Below are 24,122 nucleotides of genomic sequence, written 5' to 3'. Positions count from 1 at the left end.
AATGTCACTGGTAAACCAACTGATCGCGGCAATATTTGCAGTACTGATTGGCCTGGTGTCCGGCACAATCTACATTATGTCTGACAGTGCTGAAGATATGTTGCTCAACCAACTGGAGTCCCATGGGCAGGATACGGCCACGCATTTGGGTCTCTATATGTCTGAATTTATGGCTGACAAGGATACTGCCTCTATTGAAACCACTGTCAATGCGATATTCGACAGCGGTTTTTATCAGCGCATTGATGTTGTTGATAACGAGGGACAAACGCTATTCAGCAAAAACATACCGGCTCGGGCGGGCGTAAATGTACCGGATTGGTTTGTAAGCCTGGTGGAGTTTTCTCCTCCGGAGATGACCCGTGAAGTGACTCATCAATGGCAAAAAGTAGGAACCGTTTTTGTCCAAAGCCGTGCCGGTTATGCATATCAGCAACTATGGCTTGGAGTTCAGGACACACTGATTTGGTTTGTAATGCTATCACTGGGTTGCGTTGTAGCTATCAGCATTTTGATGCGTCACCTTCTGAGTCCGTTAAAAGGCGTAGAGGAGCAGGCTCTGGCTCTTTCCCAGAAAAAGTATGTTGAGCAGGACGAGATTCCGACCACCCGTGAGTTAGGCAGTGTTGTCCAGGCAATGAATTTGATGGTCCGTCAGGTTCAGCGCATGTTCAATAGCCAAAGCGTCAATATCGAAGAACTGCAGCGTAGCGCTTATCAGGACAACCTGACCGGCCTTGCCAATCAACGTGCATTGCTCTCACAACTTTCCGAGCAACTAGATCACCGTAAGAGTTTTGGTCCCTGCACCCTGCTTTATGTTCGCATAAGAAACCTTGCCAAGCTTAATCAGGAACTCGGATTAGAGAAGGCCAGCGGTTTGATCAAGCAGGTCGCTTCGATGTTGGAAAAAATGAGTAGAAAGTCAGAACAGAGTATTCTCGGCCGTATGACGGGAGCCGAATTCATGCTGTTGATTGATCGAACAGACACAGACAAGTTACGCAGGGAACTGGATGATCTGGTTGAAGAAACCCGCCAGATCTATCAGCAGATATCTCAATCTGAAGATGAGCGTGGACCTATATGCATAGGAGTTGCTCAGGGTTCAGATCTATCCTCTTCCAGCCAGTTAATCTCTCGCGCGCAACTGGCACTGCAGGAAGCCGAGCGTAATGGAGAGGTTTACAGCAAGCTTAAACTCTCAGAAGAGCATACCCGAACCAGTGAAAACTGGCATCAACGAATTGCCGATGCTATCAGTGATGAAGAGATTTTACTGCAATATCAACTACTTGTTTCCGAGGAAGGAACCCTGGAGTTGCAAAGAGAAATTCTGGCACGGATTTTAGACAAGTCAGGGGTGCCCTGTGCAGCGGGTGAGTTTATCGGCATCGTCAAAGAATTGGGTTTGATTATTGACCTGGATCGAGCAGTGATTAATCAAACTCTCTCATACCTTCAACAAACACCTAACTGCCAGCCACTGACGGTCAATTTGAGTGCAGCATCAGTGAGAAACAAAGAGTTTCGTTCCTGGTTACTTGATGTCGTGTCTCCGGTTAAAAACCTGAACTTAGAACTAAATGAAGCATCGGTTTTGAATAATCTGGATATTGTTACGGAATTCAGAGAGCATCTAAAAAACACCGGGGTGGGATTTGGGGTCGACAACTTTGGCATTCATCCCCGAGGTTTCAGCTACCTTTACAACCTGCAACCAGACTATGTAAAGATTGACGGCTCATTGATTCAAGAAGTCGATACCAATCCAGAAGATCGATTCTTTGTTAGCAGCCTGATAACGGTAGCACATAGCCTGGAAATAAAGGCCTATGCCGAACGGGTTGAGCGTGAGCCACAGCTCAAACGTCTTCGCGCACTGAAAATAGATGGGGTACAGGGTTACCTTCAGGGCAAGCCGCAACGGTTACGTTAGGGAATCTTCGAATAAGTCCATTATGTTCTCAGAAAGCCTTGCTGATCTGGCAAGACTTTCTGCAGCAGAGATCAGTTAGCGTCTTCAAGAATCATGTCGGCAGCTTTCTCCGCAATCATAATAACCGGAGAATTAGTGTTGCCGGAGGTGATCGTTGGCATAATTGACGCATCCACTACCCGAATTCCTTCCAAACCATGCACCCGGAGACGAGCGTCCACAACAGCCATTGGATCATTACCCATTTTGCAGGTCCCAACCGGATGAAAGATAGTTGTCGCAATATCCCCAGCGGCTTTTGCCAGATCTTCATCGGAGTCAATCTCAACACCCGGTTTAAACTCCTCGGGTTGGTAAGGAGCAAGTGCATTCGCCTTACAGATCTTACGGGTCAACTTCAGTGCATCCGCCGCTACTTGACGGTCATCGGGGTCTGACAGGTAGTTTGGTTTGATCACCGGAGGATCAAAAGGATCAGCCGACCGAAGGTGCACATAACCGCGACTCTTTGGTCTTAAGTTACAGACAGATGCCGTAAAGGCAGGGAATGAATGGAGTTCATCTCCAAGCTTTTCACAGCTCAGTGGCTGGATATGATACTCCAGATTAGCACTGTCGCGCTCAGGATCACTCTTTGCAAAACCACCCAACTGACTCGGTGACATAGTGAGCGGCCCCCGTTTAAGAAGGAAGTACTCAAGCCCCATGGTCAGACGTCCCCATAGGCTTTTAGAGCGTTCATTAAGCGTTTTGGTATTCTTCACTTTAAAAGCGGCTCGAACCTGAAGGTGATCCTGCAGGTTTTCTCCAACACCGGGCAATTCATGGACTGGATCAACGCCGTGCTGTTTCAGCAGCTCTTCGCTGCCTATACCAGAGCGCTGCATAAGCACCGGTGAACTGACGGCTCCTGCACTGAGAAGAACCTCTCCTATTGCCCGTCCATAGCATTCCTTACCCTCATGCTGGAAATAAATTCCCTTCACAGACTTCCCTTCAATATGCAGTTTTTTGGCATGAGCCCTCGTAATAACTTTGAGGTTCGGGCGATCCAGTATTGGCCGCAAAAAACCACGCGCAGTGGACCAACGAACTCCTTTTTTTTGGTTAACCTGAAAGTACCCCATCCCCAGATTATCACCGGTATTAAAATCATCAGTATTGGGTATCCCGGTCTCAGCTGCCGCATCTTTAAACGCATCCAGGATCTCCCAGGAGAGTCGTTGATTTTCCACTCTCCACTCTCCTCCGGCCCCATGCATCTCAGATGGTCCATTAGCGTGATCTTCTGACTTTTTAAAATAAGGCAGTACGTCGTTCCAACCCCAGCCTTCGTTCCCCAGAGATTGCCAATGATCATAGTCAGCGGACTGCCCTCGCATATAAATCATGCCATTAATGGATGAGCAACCTCCAAGAACCTTACCTCGTGGGTAGCCTAAACTGCGCCCGTTAAGCCCCTCATCCGGTTCAGTGCTATAACACCAATCAGTACGCTTATTATTAATGGTATAGAGATAACCTACCGGTATATGTATCCAGAAATAATCATCCTTACCGCCAGCTTCCAGCAATAACACCTGCTTACCGGGGTCTGCAGACAATCGGTTCGCTAACACGCAGCCTGCTGAACCGGCACCAATAATGATGTAATCAGCAACATAGTCTGGTTGGTATTCGGACTGAGAGACATCTGCACCCATTATTGATCCTCACTTGATATTCTGAAATTCGTTTTCAGCTCCCGGAAATACTCCGAATGACGTTAACGTTAACTTCTTCTAATATCAACAACCCTGATCCGCTCAATTTATTCAGGGTATCCACTGCATCAATCAATGGCTGATTGAACAAGCAAAAAAAACCTCTCGAGTGAGAGGTTTTAATGTTATTTCATCAATGCAGGAGCATCACAGGTTTAGAGCAATGGATCAGTTACCAAAAATCAGTTCTGGTAACCAGAGAGCAATCTGCGGAAACATCACAACCAGAGCTAATCCCACTATCTGCAACAAGACAAAAGGAACTGCGGCTTTGTACAGATCATAAATGGTGATACTGGGAGGAGCTACTGATCGCATATAAAACAGATTGTAGCCAAAGGGTGGCGTGAGATAAGCCGACTGCATACTGATAATAAACAGCACAGCGAACCAAATAGTATCAAAACCCAGGGAATCAACGATGGGAACAAATAGCGGTACCGTAATAAATACGATAGCAAAATCATCAAGAAACATACCCAGCAGGAAGTAGCAGGCCAGCATCGCCACGATAACCCAGTACGGCGACAGAGCGGTGTCTTCGATAAATTCCTCGATAACCATTCCAGCCCCTAACCCAATGTAAACCTTACTGAAGAACACTGCGGCAAGGGTAATCCAAAGCAACATTCCCATTAGCTTGGTGGTACTTGTTAAGACCTCTTTCAGGACTTTCCAATTGAGTGTACGGAAGATAGCTGCACAGATAATTGAGCCTACAGCCCCAACTGCCGACGCCTCTGAGGGTGAGGTCACACCAAATATAATAAACGACAACACGGTCGCGATAAGGGTTCCCGGAAGAATAAGCGCCTTAAGAGAGAGCACTTTTCCACGCCAGTCAACACGATCTTCCTCGGCAATGGGCGGAGCCAGTGAAGGGTTCAGTTTTGCACGAATATAAATATAAAGAATGTAAATACCGGCCAACATCAACCCTGGCATCAAACCGGCAGCAAACAACTTACCGACCGATTCTCTGGCCAGAAACGCATAGATAATCATCAGAACACTGGGCGGGATCAGAAAGCCCAGCGCACCACCAGCCATAATAGTTCCAGTAGCCAGCTTCTTGTCATATCCGCGTTTGAGCATCGCAGGTAAGGCGATTATTCCCAGGCTCACCGTCGCTGCCCCAGAGACACCCGCCATGGCCGCGATCAGAGCACAAACAATCACCGTGCCCATTCCAAGCCCACCGGGTGCCCCCCCCATCAACTTGTTGATCATATCAAACAAGGCATCGGTAATTCCGGAACGCTCTAACATCAGCCCCATAAAGATAAACATCGGGAGCGCTACCAGCAAAAAATTATCCATGGAGGAAAAAGTACTGATAGCCAGCAGCTCCAGTCCTGCAGGTCCCCACAAAAAGTATGCAGCGCCCACACCTACCGAGAGCAGAGCCCAAGTCAAAGGGGCTCCAATAATTAGTAGCAACAGCATGCAGCCAAACATGCCCGCTGTTACGACCAACGGATCAAGATCTAACACTGTTAGCTCCCTTTATATTGTGATTTCTTAAAGCTTATTTTCTTATGAAACAAGCACTCATCTACCTGATCAGGAAGACTCTTGAGGCACATTTTTTCCGCAAACGGTCAGTACATCTCGAATCAAGTGAGCCAGACTTTGCAACCACATCAGGCCAACTGCGAGAGGCAGAACGGATTTGAAGGGATATATAGGGGGTGCCCAGGTACTTTTTGACGATAGCTCACCGGTTCGCCATGAATCTGCGGCAAATTCAAAGGCAACCACAAAAAAGACAGCGAAGATGACTAAACCTAAGGATCCGGTAATCACATCCAGTACGGCTCTGCCTCGGACAGAGAACAGATGATAAACAGCTTCGCTTCGGACATGACCATGATGCCGGTGCGTATAGACCCCTGCCAGAATGCAGAATGTACCATACAGCATAGTGGTCGTTTCATGAGCCCAGGAGGTTGGACTGTTAAATAGATATCGGGCGGTGATCTCAAAGGTAAGAACACCCATCATAGCAAGGCACATCCAGGAGACGGCCTTGCCTATGAATTCGGATATCCCGTCTTGTAGAGCAAGAAAGCGAGATATCCCTTTCATCACCCTCTCCCTGTCGCTTTCGCTGCATCAGCCAGGATTTTGATAGCTTTGGCGTTGCGCTCAGATTTCGCAGCCTCTTCATCCCAGATCACACGCGCAGCATTACGCAACCGCTGAGAATCATCAGCGTTCAGGGTATTGAATTCAAACAAACCTTCGGTGCCTGCATCGATTGAACCGCTAACCATCCAAGTGTGCATCTTACGCGCATGTTTGGCGTAGGCCATCTCAATTATACGCTGATGCTCAGGAGTTAGAGACTCCCATTTGGCTTTGTTGATCAGCATATCATCGGCATAACCAGGATTAACCATATTCAGGAATGTGTAGTATTTGGCAGATTCATACAACTTCATTGCCTTGTACTCGTTTGTTCCCGCATAGATAACACCGTCAATCGTGCCAGTCGAGAGTCCAAGATACAGTTCGCCACCAGGTAAATAAACGGTAGGTATATCAAATTTCTCCAGCACCTTGGCAACACTAGGTGTGGCACGGATTTTCATTTTTTTAAGATCGTCCAGACTATTCACAGGCTTGGTTGTCAACAAGTCAAACGGACCGCCCATAATAGGCCCAAGGTAATGTACACCCTTTTCTGCGTAGGCTTCGCGGACGAGATCACCCAATCCACGAGTTTCCATAATGTACTGAGCTTCATCATAATTAGTCCAGGCACCCGGAAGCCCTGCCTCAATCGACGCGATATCCAACTGACCCGGCCAGTACCCGGAATACCCCTGACACATATCCAGAGTACCCTTACTGACAGCTTGTAGCATGTCAGCATTTGGAACCAGTTCACTACCACGGAAGCGCTTAACGCGAAGAGTCTTGTTTGATGCGGTCTTTACATCATCAACAAAGGCCTTGTGGATGTCGTCAGACTCTGTACCCCAGTATGTTTGCATACGTAGACGAACAGTCGATCCAGCAGTGGCATTAGCCCCACTCATTGCCAAAGGGGCTGTTACGAGACCTGCCGCGGCGGCCTTTAGAATGTTTCTTCTTTTCATCATGCTTCCTAGTTCAGGTTAAGCCTATTATCAGACGCTTCACCGATATTGACCTAAATCCAAAGTGGCTAATCAATATCAAATTCAGGCTTATAGCATACTAATCATGGCTTAGTCTATTTCTCTTATATTTTACTCAAAGAAGTTCTTTTTACCATAATAAAAACCTATTAAAGACGTTTATTGGCATGATTTATAACAAAGAAAAACTTTTGACTTTTTAGAATGAAATATGTTTTCACCTGGAAAGCTGAAAATATGATTAAGGGTCTAGACTGAACACTTGACCCTTTACAGATCAAAGAAAAGGAAATCAGATGAAGATAAAGCAACAACTGATGGGCTTGGTACTGCTTGGCCTTTCAACGACATTCAGCTTCGCACAACAATCAACTGGCGAGGTAAGAGACCCTGAAGCGGCAACAGGAGTTAATCTAAAAGCCGCCGTGACATCAAAAAAGTATATGGTTTCAGCTGCTAATCCACACGCTGTTGCCGCAGGATATCGAGTGCTTAAGCAAGGCGGAAGTGCCATCGACGCGACTATCGCTGTACAGATGGTGCTGACACTCGTGGAGCCCCAGTCATCCGGTATTGGAGGTGGAGCTTTTATTCTGCACTGGAATAAGGCAAAAAATCAGCTGACGAGCTGGGATGGTCGAGAAACAGCACCAGCAGCAGCTACCGGAGATCTGTTTATTGGTCCTGATGGTAAACCAGTGAGTTGGTGGGAAGCATTGGCAGGAGGACGTTCGGTTGGCGTACCCGGGGTACTGGCAGCCTTAGCCAAAGCCCATGAAAAACACGGAAAACTCCCCTGGGCTGATCTGTTTACTGAAGCAATCAGGCTTTCTGAGAATGGATTTCACGTTTCCGAACGATTACATCAATTAATTTCAAAAAGGACCAACCCGGCCCTTGGTCGTTACGATACTGCCTGGAATTACTTCTATCCAAACGGCCAACCTCTCCAGCCCGACGACTTGCGCCTTAATCCTGAACTGGCTGATACCTTTAAAAGAATTGCCGCCCTCGGTCCCAAAGCATTCTACAAGGGCGATATCGCCAAGGATATTGTCAGTGCCGTACGGAACGCTCGCGATAACTCAGGCCTGTTAACCGAAGCGGATCTGAGTGCTTATGAAGCCAAGGAACGCCCGCCGGTCTGCGCACCCTATCATCAGTATAAAGTTTGCGGAATGGGGCCGCCAACCTCTGGTGGGTTAACCCTGTTACAAATGCTGACTCTGTTAGAACCCTTTGAACTTAGCCGCTACCAACCGCTGGACGACGAAGCTGTCCACCTGTTCACTCAGGCGGCTAAGCTTGCGTATGCTGACAGAGGACGATTCATGGCAGATTCCGACTATGTAAAGGTGCCTGTCAACGGGTTACTGGATCGGGCTTATCTTAAGCAACGGGCCAGCCTGATCAAAAAAGACTCTGATATGGGCCAGGCTATTGCTGGAGATGTACCACGAGCATCTGCATATATTGAAGGTACCACTCTCTCACAGCCCTCCACTTCCCATATTTCAGTCATAGATGCAGATGGCAATGCGGTATCAATGACCACCAGTATTGAAATGGCCTTTGGGTCAACGCTGATGGTTCGTGGTTTTTTACTTAATAATCAGCTGACTGACTTCTCATTTCATAAAGAAAGGGATGACAAACCTGTCGCCAACCGGGTCGAGGGAGGCAAACGACCTCGTAGCTCCATGTCTCCCGTCATGGTCTTTGACAAGGATAATAAACTGAAAATGGTGGTTGGTTCTCCCGGAGGAAGCCGGATAATCAATTATGTAGCGAAAACCCTTATAGGAGTACTGGACTGGAACCTGGATATCCAACAAGCGATTGATTTACCTAACTTTACCAATCGAAATGGAAGTACCGACCTGGAGCAGGATACCACAGCAGCCGAACTGAAAGCTCTGCTTGAAAGTAAGGGGCACAAGGTCAATGTTCGAGAACTGAATAGCGGTCTTCACGGTATTGTAACCACGCGAGATGGGTTACAAGGCGGGGCGGACTCACGACGAGAGGGAATCGTCCAGGGAGATTAAGCACCATACCAACAGCGCAATCACCGTTTAACCATAAACGAATTTAACGATTAACGAGGTACCGTTAAACTTCAGACTACCATTGCACTATTGCCTGGTAGTCTGTGGTGAATTCTGCGTTGACTTTACCGCATCTGACCTGGATTAAGGACTTAGGTAGCTGTTCTGGTAGACTCCAGGCAGAACACTATTGAAAATTTACCTGAGAATCCGCTAAGCCTGAGATCCTATTAACCCAAGACAATTACCACTGGAGTAATTGCCTATACAATAATTCTAAACCCGTACCCGTAAGTCCTAAACCCGTACCGAATAGAAGTAACAGGATTCATCGCAGATGCTCGCTCGAAGCCATGCTCGCTTAATCACCAGAACCAGCTTCTTCCTGCTGTTTTTATTGGCACCAACATTAGATATATTTCGTCTCGATCTGACTATTGGCAATTTTATCATCTTTGGTCAGCACTGGACGCTGGGAATGGAAGCATTCCAAAGGTTTGGAGGTGAATCAACAGAAATAGCTTCAAATCTGCTATTACGCACGTTTCTTCCGGTAACACTATTTATACTCATCGCAGCTCTGATCGTCTGGCGGTTAGGGAGAGTTTACTGCGGCTGGCTCTGCCCCCACTTTTCCGTTGTCGAGATGATTAATCAATTAATGTTAAAGCATCTCAACCGAGTGACTCTTTGGGAGCGAGCGTCGAAAAAAACCAATGGCCTGCTACCCTGGCTGATTGTCGCAGTATTCAGTATCAGCATGGCATTTGTCTGGGCATTTAGTTTACTGACATATCTGCTGCCGCCAAAGCTACTGTTTCATGACCTGATCCATTTTCAAATGGGGTTAAAGTCATCAATATTTTTAACCCTGGCAACTCTGGTGTTCACTATTGACTTCATGTTTGCTCGCCATCTCTTCTGCAAATTTGGCTGTGCTCTTGGAGTGTTCCAGAGTTTGCTGTGGATGGGTAATAAAAAAGCTCTGGTTGTCAGCTTCGACAAATCCCGGGCCTCACTGTGCAAGGGTTGTGATCGAGAATGTGATAAAGCCTGTCCAATGCGATTGCACACCCGGAGCATTAAAAGAGCAAAATTCACCTGCACCCAGTGCAGTCAATGCCTGAGCGCCTGCGACAGAGTACAAAAAGACAATCCCGATGGTGCCGTTATTCGGTGGGTTACCGGAGATCAGGCCCAGCTTGTTGATCGTAATGCAGCAGGGGAGAGAGATTAAAACGATGACAACAGCCATGCTCTGATATTGACGACAGGACCTGAGCAACAAAATCACAATTACCGGTGAGCCAGGCTCAAATCATGACATCGCATTTCAGCGAATTCCTTCGTTGCGTGATTAATAAGCTGTGATATGATCGCCCTCTTTTTCCGTCAAGTAAAATGATCATGAGCTTATTATTTTCAACCTGGATAAAATTCTTTTTCCTGTTTGCCCCATTCTTTGTGGTGTCGATGTTTTTATCCTTGACGCAGGGCGAATCAGTCAAGACAAAGCGAAGCATCGCCAATCGAGCCGTATTGTCCGCGGCGTTAATCAGTCTGGTTCTGTTCTTCTTCGGTATGCCACTATTTGGCCTGTTGGGAATAACTCTGGACTCCTTTCGTATCGGTGCAGGAACGTTGCTTTTTCTATCCGCAATCAGTCTTGTAAAAGATGGCGTCCGCACACATGCCGATGTTCCCAACGAAGCTCGTGATGATGTTTCCGTGGTCCCCCTGGCTATTCCAACCATAGTCGGGCCAGCAACAATCGGTACAATTTTAGTCTTTGGCGCAGAATTGAAAGGAATGGATCTGGGTTACGGAATTCTAGGGATGATTTTGGCGCTGCTGGCTCTGTTAACCCTCCTCCATCTGGCAACTAAACTGGAAAAATTACTGGGAACAAACGGCCTGAATATCCTTAGCAAGATCACAGGATTAATATTGGCCGCAATGGCGGCTGAAATAATTATGACCGGAGTTATGCACTTTCTATCGACAGCAGCTTAATCTCTGACCCGTCGCAATCCATCCATCACCAGGCTCCGGGGCCAACAGGCCATGAAAACGTCCTAACGCTTAAAAAAGCGGGTGGTCTCGGACATGGCTTCAAACATAACACCTGCGTCCAGCTCAGTGTTCCCTTTCATCTCATAATCAGGGGTAAAGACCTGATAATTACCGATAGGATCAATTTCAGTAATCTGGTTGGGTTCCACAATGGCATATTTGTTGTGACTTCCCATCAATAACCATGGCTTTCTGTTTTCAGATACCAGTAGATCCTGGCCGATACTGTAATCTGAGGCTGGTGAATTGCATCCCAGGATTCTTGATAAAAATGTTGGGGCCAGATCATAATGACTGGTGATATGAGTCACTTTATTTGCAGACAGCTCCGGCCAATACAGGATCATAGGGACCTGAGTCTGATATCGGCTAAAGTTGCCATTATGTCCCCAGTAACCTTTACCATTATCATTAAATTCTTCCCCATGATCTCCGGTTATGGCTACGACAGTATTAGCAAGCATTCCTTTTTCACTCAATTGCTCCAGTACTCGACCGATTTGACTATCGGTGTAATGAACCGAATTAAGGTAGCGATTGAGATAAGGGATCGGATCAAAATCGTCATTCAGCAGCATCTGATTAACGGTCTCCCATTCAGGATCAAACACCTTCGGATAGTCCTGAGGATGGGAGACTCCATGGGGAGCATCATAAAACAGGAAACCAAAAAACGGTGTCTCTGGATCTCTGTTATCGACCCACTTTAACCAATCATCAGTCAGGTTAGCATCCCGCTCATGAGGGCTACTACCTTCAGAACTCAACCTCAGATCCTGTAGGTTATTAAACACAGTTTCGTGAAAACGAGGGTTATCCAGTCGGGCGCTGGAAAAGATCCCCATATCGTATCCCTCAGCCATCAGCTGATCCATAAGGACAGGGGATATTCGGCTCCCTTTCATCGTTTCCCAATAATGTCCGGGAAGCCCATAAAACAGACTGAAAATACCAGTGCGAGTGCCGTTTGACCCACTGAAATGATTTTTGAATTCAGTACTTCTTTCTGAAAAACGGAACAGATTAGGCGTTGCCTTCGGGTTCATAGCATCCATTCGCCAGGTATCAATGGTGATAAGTAGCAGATTCATCGGCTTAGCTGGCAGCTGGCATGATAGCGACGCTATCGGATAACGCAGTGACTGCTTTTCCTTATCCTGAAGAAACAGAGCTTTTTGTTGACGAGCCTCTGGATTTACCCATCCTTGCTTTTCCATAAAGCCATAGGCTGTGGCTGGAAACGCAACCGGGGGAACAAAACCATAGCGTGTGATCGACTGAACACCATTGGCGTCGGCCCAGATATGGGTGAAGTGACTACCGAAAAAAGAAAACACAAACACACTGGCAAACATCCAACGCAGCGGTGTTTTGCTACAGCTGTTGACCATTTTCCAAAGCTGCTTGGTAAACAGCAGTTGAACCATGATGATAACCGCTACGATAGCAATTCCCATCAACCAACTGGCAACAGAAAATGAGAATACGTGACCATCACGGTCATTCATTAATAAATCAAAGATAAAACTATTAATATGGAAACGGTACTGTATATATACAAATGTATCGACCACCAGAGCGGTGGTCGCCAGCGAGGCAATAACGACAGCCAACAGTTTAAAAACACCCGCAGCGGTAATAATAAACGCCAACGGAATTATCACCAGAAACCAGGCAACAAATGCCAGAAGGCTGAAATGCCCTAGCCAGTATGTAGAAAGAAAAGCTAATACCTCAGGCTCTAAAGTAACATTGGCAACACTCAGGTAACGCAATCCAATTAAAGTCGCCAGCAGAGCATTGGCAACACTAAACCAAAGAGCCCAACGAGCCCGCAGCTGCAGGTTTTTAAGGTATTGACTGATCATAGAAAATTGTCGGAGTAGAAAAACGGGGAATTCTACCAAAAATCATGTGCTTTGGTGTATCAGTTTGTAACCCGCAGGACACTGCCAGACAGCTACAATTGCGAAAAAAAATAATATTCCTCTTGAACCTATGCCAATAAACACCATCTAACCAACAGGTGCTGAATGCAGGCCTAAGGGACTTACTGATAAGTATCCCAACCGAGTACGTAATGCATATTGCTTTTCAGAGGGTAAGTGGCACGTGCCGTAATTTCCAAGCATCGCTTGAATGCATTGACTCCTGTGTTGATGAAGCGACGCCCTTCCCCTTGTCAGCATTTCCCAGATTTCTCGGTTCCCAGGCCCGTTCTGTATCTACTCACTGTGACATATTTGTTTATTGCGATGATAGGAGACACCACAATGAACTCGGCACTGACATTATTTGATTCCAGGTTACCCAACACTCTGGGAGACTTTGATGCACTTGTGTCCTTCGCCAATGCCTGCCCTATGGTCAGTGAAGAAGAAGAGCGTGATATGGCACGCCGCCTGCGTGATCAGCAAGACTTGACTGCGGCTCATCAACTTGTACTTTCGCACCTGAGACTGGTGATTAAAATTGCCCGTTCATACATAGGGTATGGTCTACCCATGAATGATGTAGCTCAGGAAGGCAGTATAGGATTGATGAAAGCAGTACGCCGATTTGACCCGGAAAAGGGTGTGCGCCTGGCCAGTTTCGCGACGCACTGGATTCGCGCTGAAATCTATGGATACGTGCTACGCAACTGGCGCATTGTTAAAGTAGCCACAACCAAGGCACAGAGAAAATTGTTTTTTAGTTTGCGCCAGGCCAAAAAATCGCTGAATTGGTTATCCAGGCAAGAAACTGAAAATCTGGCCGGGAATCTTGGCGTCGCTGTATCAGATGTTGAGACAATGGAGCAGCGACTTTACATTCCCGATATACCTTTTGAAACCAATGATAATTCACAGGAAACGGAAGAAGGTCATCCATCGACTCCGTCTACCTACCTTCATGATCCTGAAGGCAACCCCGCCCTGTTGTTGGAACATCATCATGATGCAGAACAATCAAGCAAGAATCTGAGCGCTGCCCTGGCGCAACTTAACGAACGACAATTGGACATTATTCAATCTCGCTGGCTAAGTGAGAATAAGGCCACCCTGAGTGATCTATCCAAGCGCTACGGTGTTTCCATCGAACGTATTCGTCAAATAGAAAAAGCAGCAATTGAAAAACTGGGACGTTTGATGAGCAACACACTGGTTGCCTGATTTTTTTCTATTTAATCCACCAAAAAAACCGGCCTGACTAACAGGCCGGTTTTTTTGCGTATCCTCAATCTCGTGTCTTATCACACTCTATAAGCAACAGCTGTTTATCAACACAACATGGCAATTATTTATCCAGTACAACATACAACGCACCATTATTGCGGACAATATGCAGTAATACCCGATCGGATGCTTTCAAGCGTTTAGTCACCTCTTTCACTGAGGCCACCGCCTCCTGGTCAATAGAACGGATAATATCTCCCGCCCTGAGCCCTAACTGCCACGCTCGACTGCCGGGGTCCATTTGAAGGATAGCGACACCGGAAACCTGCCCTTTAAGGGGGTGACCATCAGGTATTTCTCCAAGAGTCATACCTCGCACGCTGTCGCTCTTCACATCGGTCAGTGTGGAACTATCTCGCTTACCCAGCTTGACACTGAGCGTCTTTCGTTGGTCATCACGCAGCAGCTCAATACGCACCTTTGTTCCGATACGCATCATGCCGATCAGGTTCCGTAACTCAGAACTACTCGATACTGAGCGCTCACCCACCTTAATGATTACATCCCCAGCCTGGATGCCGGATCGTTCCGCAGCAGAGTCTTTCATCACCTGAGCAACCAGGACACCGCCCTGATCTTCCAGGTTAAAAGCCTGAGCCAGATCAGGGGTCAGATCTTGTATCAGCACTCCTAATTGCCCACGCTTGACTTCACCATGGTCGACGATCTGATCCACCACTGCCGACATCATGCTGGTGGGAACCGCAAAACCAATACCCACGTTTCCACCACTGGGGCCGATAATGGCGGTGTTGATCCCTATCAGCTCACCTTCGGTCGTTACCAATGCACCTCCAGAGTTACCTGGATTAATTGAAGCATCGGTCTGAATAAAGTTTTCAAATCCTTCAATCCCCAGTCCACTGCGACCCAAAGCACTGACAATACCGTAAGTTACTGTTTGGCCAAGACCGAACGGGTTACCCATAGCGACAACGAAATCACCCACTCGAAGATGCTCCGAGTCGCCAATTTCGACAGCCTTGAGATCGTCCGCATCAATCCGCAAAACAGCGATATCCGTTTCAGGGTCAGAACCTATCAATTCTGCTTCAAACCTGCGTTTATCTCGCAATGTCACGGTAATTTCATCAGCATTGTCGATTACGTGATGATTAGTCACCACCCAGCCTTCATCGGCATTGATTATCACCCCCGAACCCAGCGACTGACTCTTGCGCTGGGGTATACCTCGCCGATCATTAAACAGATCATTGAAGAAATGACGAAAAAACGGATCATTCAGTAACGGATTTGCCTGACTTGATACGGTCGATCTGGTGGAAATGTTAACAATAGCGGGTAGCACTTCATCCACCATTGATGCCAGACTGCCATCAGGCGGTGGTGCCTTCGCCTGAGCTCCTCCTGCTAACACCAGAAACCACGCCATAATCAGTGCCGTAATATACTTATAAGACATTAAATTATTCATATTAAGACCTCCTGTATCTGTAAAGCAGTATTGAAGCCCAGCAAAAAGCGGCTTATATCCAGTGAATTAACTTTGCTCGTCAGTGCCTGGTTGCACTGTTCATACCAGCATTGTTTATACCGTCGTTGTTGATACCGGCCCCCGCCATGCCAAGTAAAGCGGCATCAGGCAGACCCTGAATGAAAGATGATATTGACCCCGCAGCTGACTTCGCCTGTTGAAACCATCGCAATGAAGCTGGACTAAGTGTCAGATAAATTCGGCTTTGTTCCAAAAATTGACGAATGGAGCTTAGATTTCCCTTCTGATCCAGAGCTTCCAGTTCAGCCAGTCCTATCGCTTCCTCTAACCGCGCTGAGATACAGCCATAGCCTTCATTTAGCTGTGTTATAAGCCCCAGAACCCGTCCCGTGTTTACGCTTGAAACTCCTTGTGACTGCAGCACCTCAACAACCAGATCAACAGCCTTCGAACCGCAAGCTTGCTGCAAATAAAATCCGCAAAGTGCCAGTTTTTCAATGCCATCAGGTTGTGGCGATAACTTATTCAGCCATTGCATTGCTCTTGTCTGTGTTCGCAAAGTTTCAGGATCAAGCTGTCTCAACAGTTTTTCCTGTAATAAATAAACAGCATCGTCAATAGCACACATATCCAGGGTCCTCCAAACTCAAAGGAACTTGATCTACATGCTTAACCCGCGCAACGGGTCCCTGCCGGTAACTCGGGCTTAAACCACTAAATCTCTTATCGATTAATCCAGGTTAATTCCCTCTTATTAACTTTTTCAAGAGTCCTCACGAGCAAAAAACTTAGTCTGATAAGGATGCGGACAGGCAGACAGCCCGTCCGCTGTTACGAGCCTAATGACTGATAGGTATTCTTCGCGATGTAGATTCCGCTGTGGCAACTCTTGGAATGGTGACGGTCATCAAACCATTCTTTATCTGCGCACTGATACCATTACAGTCAGCGTCTTCCGGAAGAGTCAAAGCACGTTGAAAACTACCACTCGCCCGTTCTATCCGATAAAAATGCGATTGCTTGTCTTCATGCTCAACATTGTTGTGTCCTTTGACTACCAGCAGATTACCCGTGACCTCCACATCAGTGTGGTCAGCATCCAGCCCCGGCATATCAATAGTAACCTGATAACGATCCTCCAGAGATTCAATATTCAGCTTCGGTCGGTAGGTAGAATGGATACCGCCGAGCAGCTCTCGCCGAGGCTGTGGCCAATGCTCAGCCAAAGACGAGTGCCAACCTTGAGTCAGACGTTGATACAACCGGTCAAACTCCCGGTGAATATCCTCAAACGGATCTTTTCCGAACTCTGAGCTGTAATCATCGCGCTTTACCGGAATTGATGCCTCAGCACCAGGTTGCTCGTGTTTAAACCAGTTCCAGGGAATCAGTTTTTGAAGGTCCATAACTTATCCTCCACTTTATTTATCTGGCCAATGCAGGGGCGGCTGATTATCAGCCGCCCTCCTCTATCATTAAGCAACTTTGCTGGCCCCCTTGTTGGGCGCTTTATGCTCAATGGCCGCAGTTTCTGTTTTTATATCAATTCGACGAGGTTTCATCGCCTCGGGAATTTCTTTAACCAGATCGATAGTCAACATACCGTTGGTCAGACTGGCGCCCTTAACCTCCACGTAGTCAGCCAAATTAAATTTGCGCTCAAACCCACGAGTGGCTATACCCTGATAAAGAAACTGATGCTCTTTCTCATCAGGCTGCTTTGTACCCTTTACAGTCAAGGTGCCTTTCTCAACATTAAGGTCGAGATCTCTCTCTTCAAACCCCGCCACAGCCAACGTAATGGTATAGCGATTCTCGTCGACCAACTCAATGTTATAGGGCGGATAACCGCTACTTGCCTGGTTATGCTGGAGCGACTGATCCAATAGGGAAGCAAGCCGGTCAAAACCAACAGAACTTCTATAAAGTGGTGAAAAATCAATACTGTTCATGACATATTCTCCTATGAGCAACATGAGATAAAGATATTGACGCACTCAAATCAGGATCTGAAATCAGCATCCTGCCGGTGCATTTTGCTAAATAAGCTCACTCCAGTTTTTTTCAAGAGGAAAAATTTAAAAAAATTTTGATGGGATAAAATCACTGGCTTATCAACATCTTGCGGGGGGAAACAACCTCCATAAATCTACTTAGCCGATCCCGGAGGTTTTGCTTTAACTCATCAAACCCGGCAATAATGCCGATACTTACTCTGGTGATACCCCTCTTCAATCGAAATTCTCAGATGATGCTCTACAAGCGCCTGGCCAACACCACAACCACGAGCCGAAGGGATCGTTGAAAGGTAATTAAGATCAGCGGTTCACTGAACTTTTCATCACGGAATATAGACAAAGCAAGCTCATTTTCTGATCATTCACTGGCATTCGGCAATAACTAACGAGGGTATAACTTAATTTCTATGCAACCGAAGACTCATTCAGTACCTTCAGTGTTAGCCGGTCCCCTTCTTCGCCGTTTATCCCCCACTCGTGTGACCCTGTGGCTGGCTACCCGGGCACCAGCGAATATTCGCCTGACATTTGACGCCAATGATGGCATTTCAAGAGCTTTCGAATTAGCCCCCCCCTGCCCGGAAGTAACCTGCTTATCGGCTGGCCGAAACCTCCATTACCTACTTGTCGACGTCCGCTTATCCGAGGCTTTGCCTACAGATTGCTGGATAGATTATCAGCTGGAACTTCATTTTCATGACCAGCAGGAGAAGGGCTGGCAGGATTCGAATCTTTGGGCCTCTGATCTTTGCTTTTCAGGTCGATCTTCTCCGGGGTTCTGCTTACCCAGCCGGGTCGGGAGCGTTCTACACGGCTCATGTCGCAAACCACATCATAGTTCAGGTGATGGACTGATTGAAGCAGAACGGTTACTGGCTGACTTTTTTATCGACGGTGATTTTGTCGGCGGCAGCAATACCGATACAACAAATAACGATGAAGAATCTGTTGAAGATCAATCTGTAGAATCCAGTCCCCCCCTCTGGCCATCAATGCTGATCATGTCGGGAGATCAGATCTATGCAGATGACGTAGCTGGGCCGATGTTGCGCGCGATTCATCAGGTCATTGATCAGTTAGGTATACCGAACGAAAGCTTTTCAGAGCTGTCAGTTGAGGAGATTCCAGACTCAGCGGCCTTATATCAGCATCCTAACAGCTACTACCAACGCGAGCAGCTACTACCAGATGCCCCCTATAATCGTCCTTTGCTCAATGTTTTGTTTGGTGGAGTGAGAAAACCCGCTTTTACGGCCGACAATGCCCATAACCACCTGATTTCCCTGGCAGAGTATCTGGTAATGTACTTGATGGTCTGGTCGCCTTCCAGCTGGCTGATGGTCACAAAGGATTCTCCTGAAAACCTCTCTCCTGAAGAACATCGCCACTATCAGGCCGAGCAGGAGGTTATCGATAATTTTGCAGGGCAACTTTCCGTCATAAGACGACTTTTCGCCCATATTCCCGTAGCCATGATTTTTGATGATCACGACCTTTCAGATGACTGGAACCTCAACCTTGAGTGGGAAAAGACTGTTTACGGTCATCCTTTCTCCGAACGAATAATAGGTAATGGCTTACTCGCCTATTTCATTAATCAAGGCTGGGGCAATGCACCTGAGGTTTTTGACGAGCTGTTACAGGAAAAAACTCATAATGCACTGAAAGAACCGGGAAGTGAAAGCCACGACAGGCTGATTGAGCAACTGCTGCGATTTGATGAATGGGGATATCAATGGTCCACCAGCCCTCCTCTGATTGTACTTGACACCCGCACCCGTCGATGGCGGTCTGAATCTGCGGCTTATAAACCCTCAGGATTGCTGGATTGGGAAGCGATTACTGATTTACAGACCCAACTCAGAGGACAACCTTCTGTGTTGCTGGTATCAGCTGCACCAATCTTTGGGGTAAAGCTGATAGAAGCCATTCAACGCATATTTACCTGGTTCGGTAAGTCCTTAATGGTTGATGCCGAAAACTGGATGGCCCATCCGGGAGCGGCAAACGGAATACTGAATGTATTCCGACACCCCAAAACGCCACATAATTTCATCGTACTTTCAGGAGATGTACATTACTCGTTTGTCTATGACGTTGAATTAAGAGGAAAAGACCGTTCCCCCTGCATATGGCAGATATGCAGCAGCGGCTTAAGAAACAGCTTCCCTGATCGACTGCTTAATATACTGGATAATCTAAACCGCTGGCTTTATGCCCCCGCTTCACCCCTGAACTGGCTGACGAAACGACGTCGTATGCGCATTGTTCCCCGAAAGCCTGAGGGCAGCCCTCCAGGAAGACGCTTGCTTAATGGCGCCGGTATCGGACTGGTAGAGATCGATGAGCTGGGAAAACCCTGGCGGATCCGGCAGCTAATGGCGGACGGAGAAAAGGTGATGTTCGTGCGCCGTGATAACGAATCCCATTGGCACTGACAAACAAACTTGAATTCAAGGGCCTGGATAAACCATACCGTTCACCAGACCAGGCAAATAAGGACCCGAAACGGGTCCCTGATATGAATGCAGATAAGATCTAACTGGCTACACAGCTTCGCACATTGCTATCGGCTGGCTTAGCCTGCGTATTGCTTCCTTTCGGATTCACTACACGGACTGTTGCGACCTTGTTCTGCGTGAAAAAATCAATGGCATCTTTACCCTGAACCTTATTATTACCCACCAAAGATCCTTTGATACCGCCAAAGGGCAGATAGGGATGTGGAGCGCAGATTCCTACATTGACCCCGATCATGCCTACATCTGCTTCGTTGATAAACTTCTCTGTATAATAGCTGTTTTGAGTAAAGATCACGGCACCATTTCCCATCTCATGATTACGGATCATACGAAGAGCACCATCAATACAACCAACTTTCATGACACTGAGAACCGGACCAAAGATCTCTTCCCGGGCTATCTGCATACAGGGTGTCACGTCGGTGAATACGGTTGGACCGACAAAATAGCCCTCTTGATTGGCTGCCGGTAAGGTTGGATTACGCCCGTCCAGCGCGAGAGTAGCACCGGACTCTTCTCCAATACGAATATACTCCATTACTTTTTCTTTGGCATGAGAGGAAATCAACGGCCCCATAAATACGTCAGGGTCCATGGCATCCCCCAGAGTCAGGTTCTTCGATGCTTCCAACAACCGCTCAACAAACTCGTCATAAATTTCCGCTACCACCGCAATATTGGATACCGCCAGGCAACGCTGTCCGGCCGAACCGTACCCAGACATCAGAATGTTTTCAATCATCAGATCCATGGGGGCATCTTCCATGGCGACCAGGAAGTTTTTAGCACCGCCCAACAGCATTGTTTTCTTGCCACTCCTACCACAGCCTTCAGCGATGGCTTTAGCCGTGGGAGTGGAGCCGACAAGGCACACTCCGGCAACATTTTCATCCTCATACCAGGCTTCTACTACCTGCCGATCGCCGTGCACAATGTTAACCACCCCCTGAGGCAGACCAATATCGACTAACAGCTGCATCATTTTCTGCATAAACAGCGGTGATTCAGTAGAAGGCTTATACACGAAAGTATTCCCGGTACCGATAGCGAAGGGAATAAACCAGCCAAACACCAGTGCCGGGAAATTAAACGGAGCAACACCACAGAATACGCCAAGAGGGGCTTTGATCAGACGACCATTAATATTATTAGCAATCCCCTGTACCGTTTCTCCCTGAATAAGTGCCGGAATAGTACAGGCCATCTGTAATATTTCGATTACCCGCCCGACCTCCCCTCGAGCCTCAGCAATATGTTTAGCCTGATCGACAGCAATGGATATCGCCAAATCTTCCTGGTTATCCTTCATCGCCTGATACATTTTAAAGAGGTAATCCATTCTCTTTGGCAACGGCAGCGCACTCCAGCCCGGGTACGCCTCAGCCGCTGCGGCAACAGCGGCTGAAGAGGTCTGTTGAGATGACAGAGGGACTTCTCCGATGACCTGTCCCGTCGAAGGATTACGCAATGGTGCATACTGACCATTGCTCTCGTCCAGCCACTCACCGTTAATATGATTTTTGATTCTCACTGACTCATAGGCCATGTTCTAAAACTCCCGTTAAATCGAACTGTTAATGACTCGCAACTATTTAAAATGATCAACCGCAGGCTCGAACAACTCCGACAAGCGATTTGTATCTGCAGTCTGGATGCCTGCAACCGGGACACAGGAGTTCCTGGCAACAAGGCCCTCGATTGATTAATAAGGTAATGAATTAAAAGTTTAAAAATGTGACGACGGTTTGTTCTGTCTTTATATCTCACCCGATCGAATACGCTCACCACGTGCTCGCAAATACTCAATAGTCATCAGCATCAGCGCCGAAATCACCACCAGTAGCACGGCAACCGCCAGAATCGTAGGATTAATCTGTTCTCGCAGCCCTGAGAACATCTGTCTTGGAATCGTCCGCTGCTCTGGCCCCGCCATAAAAAGGATGACGACCACTTCATCAAAAGAGGTCACAAAGGCAAATAGTGCACCGGAGATCACTCCAGGTCTGATCAGCGGCATAATGACCTTAAAGAAGGTCTGTATCGGAGTCGCCCCCAGCCCCAGCGAGGCTCTCATAAGCGAGTAGTCGAAACCGGACAGTGCAGCATTGACCGTTATTATGACAAAGGGAGTACCCAATGCCGCATGAGCAATAATTACGCCCAAATAGGTTCCCGCAAGACCTAGCTGGGTGTAAAAGAAATACATCCCCGCTGCAGTAATGATAAGCGGTACAATCATTGGCGATAACAACATCGCCATAATCATTCGCTGCAGCGGCATCACCGGATTACTGAGCCCTATCGCTGCCAGAGTCCCTAACACGGTGGCAAGAACGGTAGCGCAAAGACCAATATAAAAGCTGTTCTTAATTGCCAGAATCCACTTATCGTCATTGATGATCTCCTCGTACCATTTTAAAGAATAGGCATCCGGGTCCAGCGCCAACATACCCTGAGTAAAGGTAAAGTAGGGTTCAGCATTAAAAGATAACGGTATAATTACAAGAATAGGAAGCATCAGAAAAACCAGCACCAACCAAGCAGTCAGCCTCAGGCTATGCATTCCCAGTTTTTGCCAGATTGTAAAATATTTAGGAAAATTCATCGGCTTACCCCAGTTTGATATTGCTAACACCAACCGTTCGGTCGTACACCCAATAGAGCAGCATAATCAGCCCCAGGAGCAGAGATCCTAAAGCGGCAGCCAGCTCCCAGTTGTTGGAAGATTGCATATGAAAAGCAATAATGTTGCTGATCATCTGGCCATCGGTCCCCCCTACCAACGCAGGCGTAATGTAATAACCAATGGATATGATAAAGACCAGAAGCGCACCGGCACTGATCCCCGGAAGGGTCATCGGCATATAGATACGAATAAAGGCCGGTATCGGTTTTGCACCCAATGACAGAGCAGCCCGAAAGTAGCTGGGATCTATCCCTTTCATGACGCTATAGAGCGGCAGAATCATAAAAGGCAACAAGATATGCGTCATGGCGATCACCGTTGAAAACTGTGTATAAAGCATTTCAATCGGCTCGGTAATAATATGAGTCCACTGCAGGAATGAATTGACCACACCGTTAGTCTGCAACAGAGCTATCCAGGAAGTCGTTCTAACCAACAAAGAAGTCCAGAATGGCAGTAGTACAAAGACCATCAGCGTATTTGCAGTTTTAGCCGGAGCATTGGCCAAATAATAGGACAGAGGAAAGCCAATAATCGCAGTCAGTACAGTAATCAGCAGCGCTATTTTTAAACTTTTCCAATATAGCTGCAGGTAGATTCGAGTATCACGAGGAACGATATCTCCGGCTTTATCCCGACTCAGATCCAGAGCCGTGAGATAGAATTTATCAGTAAAAGGCGCCCCGGAACGTTTGATTACCCTCCAAAGCTCAACCTCCTGCCATTGCGGTTTCAATGCTAATAATTGATCAGCCCCCCCGGTCGCCAATTCGTTGCGATCAATTTTTTTCAACTTACGAGCAGTGGATTTAATCAGGCTCGAACTTCCTGGACGCGCGCGGTTAATTTCCTCTGCCAGCTTTCCTGCTTTTCGCTCCTTGGCCAGTCTCTGTAATTCCAGTGAGAATATATTCAGCACTGCATCTTCAGGCCGAATACCGGTACTGTCATCCCATCCTGACAGACTTTGCAACGTATCGGGTATAAGCTGCGAGACTGTCGGGTGATAGACACTCCGATACAACATAGTACCAATTGGCGCAATAAAGGCGATGAGAACAAACAACAGAAGTGGCGTAACAAATAAACAGGCAACGGTTTTGCGACGACGTTCATTCTTTCTTGCTTGAGCGGCTTCTGCTGCTGTCAGTATCGTTTGATCGGAACTCTGAGCCGGTGCTACTTGTCCAGCACCGGCCGTATTTACCATCTGATCAGCGGTAAGTTCAATTTGAGACATGGCTTCTGTCCCTCAGGTTTGATAATCGGTTTCCAGG

18 protein-coding genes are annotated in these 24,122 nt (G+C 47.2%); 6 read left to right on the top strand and 12 right to left on the bottom strand.

The genetic code is table 11. The features are described from left to right. Position 1: 1 nt before the first annotated feature. Entirely contained in the window at positions 2-1,939 is a 1,938-nt protein-coding gene (locus BGP75_RS24000; RefSeq protein ID WP_076721450.1) for an EAL domain-containing protein, read from the top strand. 71 nt (positions 1,940-2,010) lie between these two features. Here the strand turns inward: BGP75_RS24000 and BGP75_RS23995 are convergent, their stop codons facing one another. From BGP75_RS23995 to dctP, 4 genes are all read right to left on the bottom strand, one after another. Beyond that, entirely contained in the window at positions 2,011-3,642 is a 1,632-nt protein-coding gene (locus BGP75_RS23995; protein WP_076721449.1) for a GMC family oxidoreductase, read from the bottom strand. Positions 3,643-3,870: 228 nt separating this feature from the next. After that, positions 3,871-5,196: a TRAP transporter large permease subunit gene (locus BGP75_RS23990; protein WP_083705022.1), complete on the bottom strand. Its 1,326-nt coding sequence runs from the start codon at positions 5,194-5,196 to the stop codon at positions 3,871-3,873. Between the two features lie 69 nt (positions 5,197-5,265). Further along, positions 5,266-5,790 carry a TRAP transporter small permease subunit gene (locus BGP75_RS23985; RefSeq protein ID WP_076721448.1) on the bottom strand — a complete coding sequence of 175 codons (525 nt, stop codon included), beginning with the start codon at positions 5,788-5,790 and terminating at the stop codon, positions 5,266-5,268. Continuing rightward, a complete protein-coding gene (gene dctP, locus BGP75_RS23980; protein ID WP_076721447.1) occupies positions 5,790-6,806 on the bottom strand; it encodes a TRAP transporter substrate-binding protein DctP in 1,017 nt (338 codons plus the stop codon). The genes BGP75_RS23985 and dctP overlap by 1 nt, the downstream gene beginning before the upstream one ends. 317 nt (positions 6,807-7,123) lie before the next feature. Between dctP and ggt the strand changes: the two genes are divergently transcribed. The 3 genes from ggt to BGP75_RS23965 all read left to right on the top strand — a co-directional run bounded on the left by ggt (position 7,124) and on the right by BGP75_RS23965 (position 10,888). Further along, positions 7,124-8,875: a gamma-glutamyltransferase gene (ggt, locus tag BGP75_RS23975; protein ID WP_076721446.1), complete on the top strand. Its 1,752-nt coding sequence runs from the start codon at positions 7,124-7,126 to the stop codon at positions 8,873-8,875. A 337-nt stretch (positions 8,876-9,212) separates the two neighbouring features. Beyond that, entirely contained in the window at positions 9,213-10,112 is a 900-nt protein-coding gene (locus tag BGP75_RS23970) for a 4Fe-4S binding protein (RefSeq protein ID WP_076721445.1), read from the top strand. Between the two features lie 170 nt (positions 10,113-10,282). Further along, positions 10,283-10,888, top strand: coding sequence for a MarC family protein (locus BGP75_RS23965; protein WP_076721444.1), 606 nt, complete (start codon positions 10,283-10,285; stop codon positions 10,886-10,888). Between the two features lie 62 nt (positions 10,889-10,950). On the opposite strand, the gene BGP75_RS23960 is transcribed toward BGP75_RS23965, so the two are convergent. Further along, a complete protein-coding gene (locus BGP75_RS23960) occupies positions 10,951-12,816 on the bottom strand; it encodes a DUF3413 domain-containing protein (RefSeq protein ID WP_076721443.1) in 1,866 nt (621 codons plus the stop codon). Positions 12,817-13,221: 405 nt separating this feature from the next. On the opposite strand from BGP75_RS23960, the gene rpoH reads away from it, so the two are divergent. Then, complete coding sequence (rpoH, locus tag BGP75_RS23955; protein ID WP_076721442.1) at positions 13,222-14,100, top strand: RNA polymerase sigma factor RpoH; 879 nt, start codon at positions 13,222-13,224, stop codon at positions 14,098-14,100. A gap of 124 nt (positions 14,101-14,224) precedes the next feature. Here the strand turns inward: rpoH and BGP75_RS23950 are convergent, their stop codons facing one another. From BGP75_RS23950 to BGP75_RS23935, 4 genes are all read right to left on the bottom strand, one after another. Continuing rightward, positions 14,225-15,598 carry a DegQ family serine endoprotease gene (locus BGP75_RS23950; protein ID WP_198939532.1) on the bottom strand — a complete coding sequence of 458 codons (1,374 nt, stop codon included), beginning with the start codon at positions 15,596-15,598 and terminating at the stop codon, positions 14,225-14,227. Between the two features lie 79 nt (positions 15,599-15,677). Then, positions 15,678-16,247 (bottom strand): hypothetical protein, encoded by a 570-nt coding sequence (locus BGP75_RS23945; protein WP_076721441.1) that lies wholly within the window; start codon positions 16,245-16,247, stop codon positions 15,678-15,680. Between the two features lie 211 nt (positions 16,248-16,458). Further along, positions 16,459-17,025: an Hsp20/alpha crystallin family protein gene (locus tag BGP75_RS23940; RefSeq protein WP_076721440.1), complete on the bottom strand. Its 567-nt coding sequence runs from the start codon at positions 17,023-17,025 to the stop codon at positions 16,459-16,461. A gap of 69 nt (positions 17,026-17,094) precedes the next feature. Next, a complete protein-coding gene (locus BGP75_RS23935; RefSeq protein WP_076721439.1) occupies positions 17,095-17,571 on the bottom strand; it encodes an Hsp20 family protein in 477 nt (158 codons plus the stop codon). 473 nt (positions 17,572-18,044) lie between these two features. On the opposite strand from BGP75_RS23935, the gene BGP75_RS23930 reads away from it, so the two are divergent. Then, positions 18,045-20,075: a hypothetical protein gene (locus BGP75_RS23930; protein WP_076721438.1), complete on the top strand. Its 2,031-nt coding sequence runs from the start codon at positions 18,045-18,047 to the stop codon at positions 20,073-20,075. A 100-nt stretch (positions 20,076-20,175) separates the two neighbouring features. On the opposite strand, the gene BGP75_RS23925 is transcribed toward BGP75_RS23930, so the two are convergent. From BGP75_RS23925 to BGP75_RS23915, 3 genes are all read right to left on the bottom strand, one after another. Then, positions 20,176-21,705, bottom strand: a complete 1,530-nt coding sequence (locus BGP75_RS23925) for an aldehyde dehydrogenase family protein (protein ID WP_076721437.1) — start codon at positions 21,703-21,705, stop codon at positions 20,176-20,178. A gap of 210 nt (positions 21,706-21,915) precedes the next feature. Further along, entirely contained in the window at positions 21,916-22,764 is an 849-nt protein-coding gene (locus BGP75_RS23920; RefSeq protein ID WP_076721436.1) for an ABC transporter permease, read from the bottom strand. Positions 22,765-22,768: 4 nt separating this feature from the next. Beyond that, on the bottom strand, positions 22,769-24,085 hold the full coding sequence (locus tag BGP75_RS23915) for an ABC transporter permease (RefSeq protein ID WP_198939531.1): 1,317 nt from the start codon (positions 24,083-24,085) through the stop codon (positions 22,769-22,771). Positions 24,086-24,122: the final 37 nt, after the last annotated feature.

This window comes from Motiliproteus sp. MSK22-1, from assembly GCF_001968815.1.
Lineage (GTDB): Bacteria > Pseudomonadota > Gammaproteobacteria > Pseudomonadales > Balneatricaceae > Motiliproteus.
Note: the sequence above shows the minus strand (reverse complement) of the source record. Positions and strands in the feature narration are given on the sequence as shown.

Excerpts from the sequence above, each read along its gene's own strand:
- BGP75_RS24000 (WP_076721450.1), top strand. The coding sequence starts at position 2 with ATGTCACTGGTAAACCAACTGATCGCGGCAATATTTGCAGTACTGATT.
- BGP75_RS23995 (WP_076721449.1), bottom strand. The coding sequence starts at position 3,642 with ATGGGTGCAGATGTCTCTCAGTCCGAATACCAACCAGACTATGTTGCT.
- BGP75_RS23985 (WP_076721448.1), bottom strand. The coding sequence starts at position 5,790 with ATGAAAGGGATATCTCGCTTTCTTGCTCTACAAGACGGGATATCCGAA.
- dctP (WP_076721447.1), bottom strand. The coding sequence starts at position 6,806 with ATGAAAAGAAGAAACATTCTAAAGGCCGCCGCGGCAGGTCTCGTAACA.
- ggt (WP_076721446.1), top strand. The coding sequence starts at position 7,124 with ATGAAGATAAAGCAACAACTGATGGGCTTGGTACTGCTTGGCCTTTCA.
- BGP75_RS23970 (WP_076721445.1), top strand. The coding sequence starts at position 9,213 with ATGCTCGCTCGAAGCCATGCTCGCTTAATCACCAGAACCAGCTTCTTC.
- BGP75_RS23965 (WP_076721444.1), top strand. The coding sequence starts at position 10,283 with ATGAGCTTATTATTTTCAACCTGGATAAAATTCTTTTTCCTGTTTGCC.
- BGP75_RS23960 (WP_076721443.1), bottom strand. The coding sequence starts at position 12,816 with ATGATCAGTCAATACCTTAAAAACCTGCAGCTGCGGGCTCGTTGGGCT.
- rpoH (WP_076721442.1), top strand. The coding sequence starts at position 13,222 with ATGAACTCGGCACTGACATTATTTGATTCCAGGTTACCCAACACTCTG.
- BGP75_RS23950 (WP_198939532.1), bottom strand. The coding sequence starts at position 15,598 with ATGAATAATTTAATGTCTTATAAGTATATTACGGCACTGATTATGGCG.
- BGP75_RS23945 (WP_076721441.1), bottom strand. The coding sequence starts at position 16,247 with ATGTGTGCTATTGACGATGCTGTTTATTTATTACAGGAAAAACTGTTG.
- BGP75_RS23940 (WP_076721440.1), bottom strand. The coding sequence starts at position 17,025 with ATGGACCTTCAAAAACTGATTCCCTGGAACTGGTTTAAACACGAGCAA.
- BGP75_RS23935 (WP_076721439.1), bottom strand. The coding sequence starts at position 17,571 with ATGAACAGTATTGATTTTTCACCACTTTATAGAAGTTCTGTTGGTTTT.
- BGP75_RS23930 (WP_076721438.1), top strand. The coding sequence starts at position 18,045 with ATGCAACCGAAGACTCATTCAGTACCTTCAGTGTTAGCCGGTCCCCTT.
- BGP75_RS23925 (WP_076721437.1), bottom strand. The coding sequence starts at position 21,705 with ATGGCCTATGAGTCAGTGAGAATCAAAAATCATATTAACGGTGAGTGG.
- BGP75_RS23920 (WP_076721436.1), bottom strand. The coding sequence starts at position 22,764 with ATGAATTTTCCTAAATATTTTACAATCTGGCAAAAACTGGGAATGCAT.
- BGP75_RS23915 (WP_198939531.1), bottom strand. The coding sequence starts at position 24,085 with ATGTCTCAAATTGAACTTACCGCTGATCAGATGGTAAATACGGCCGGT.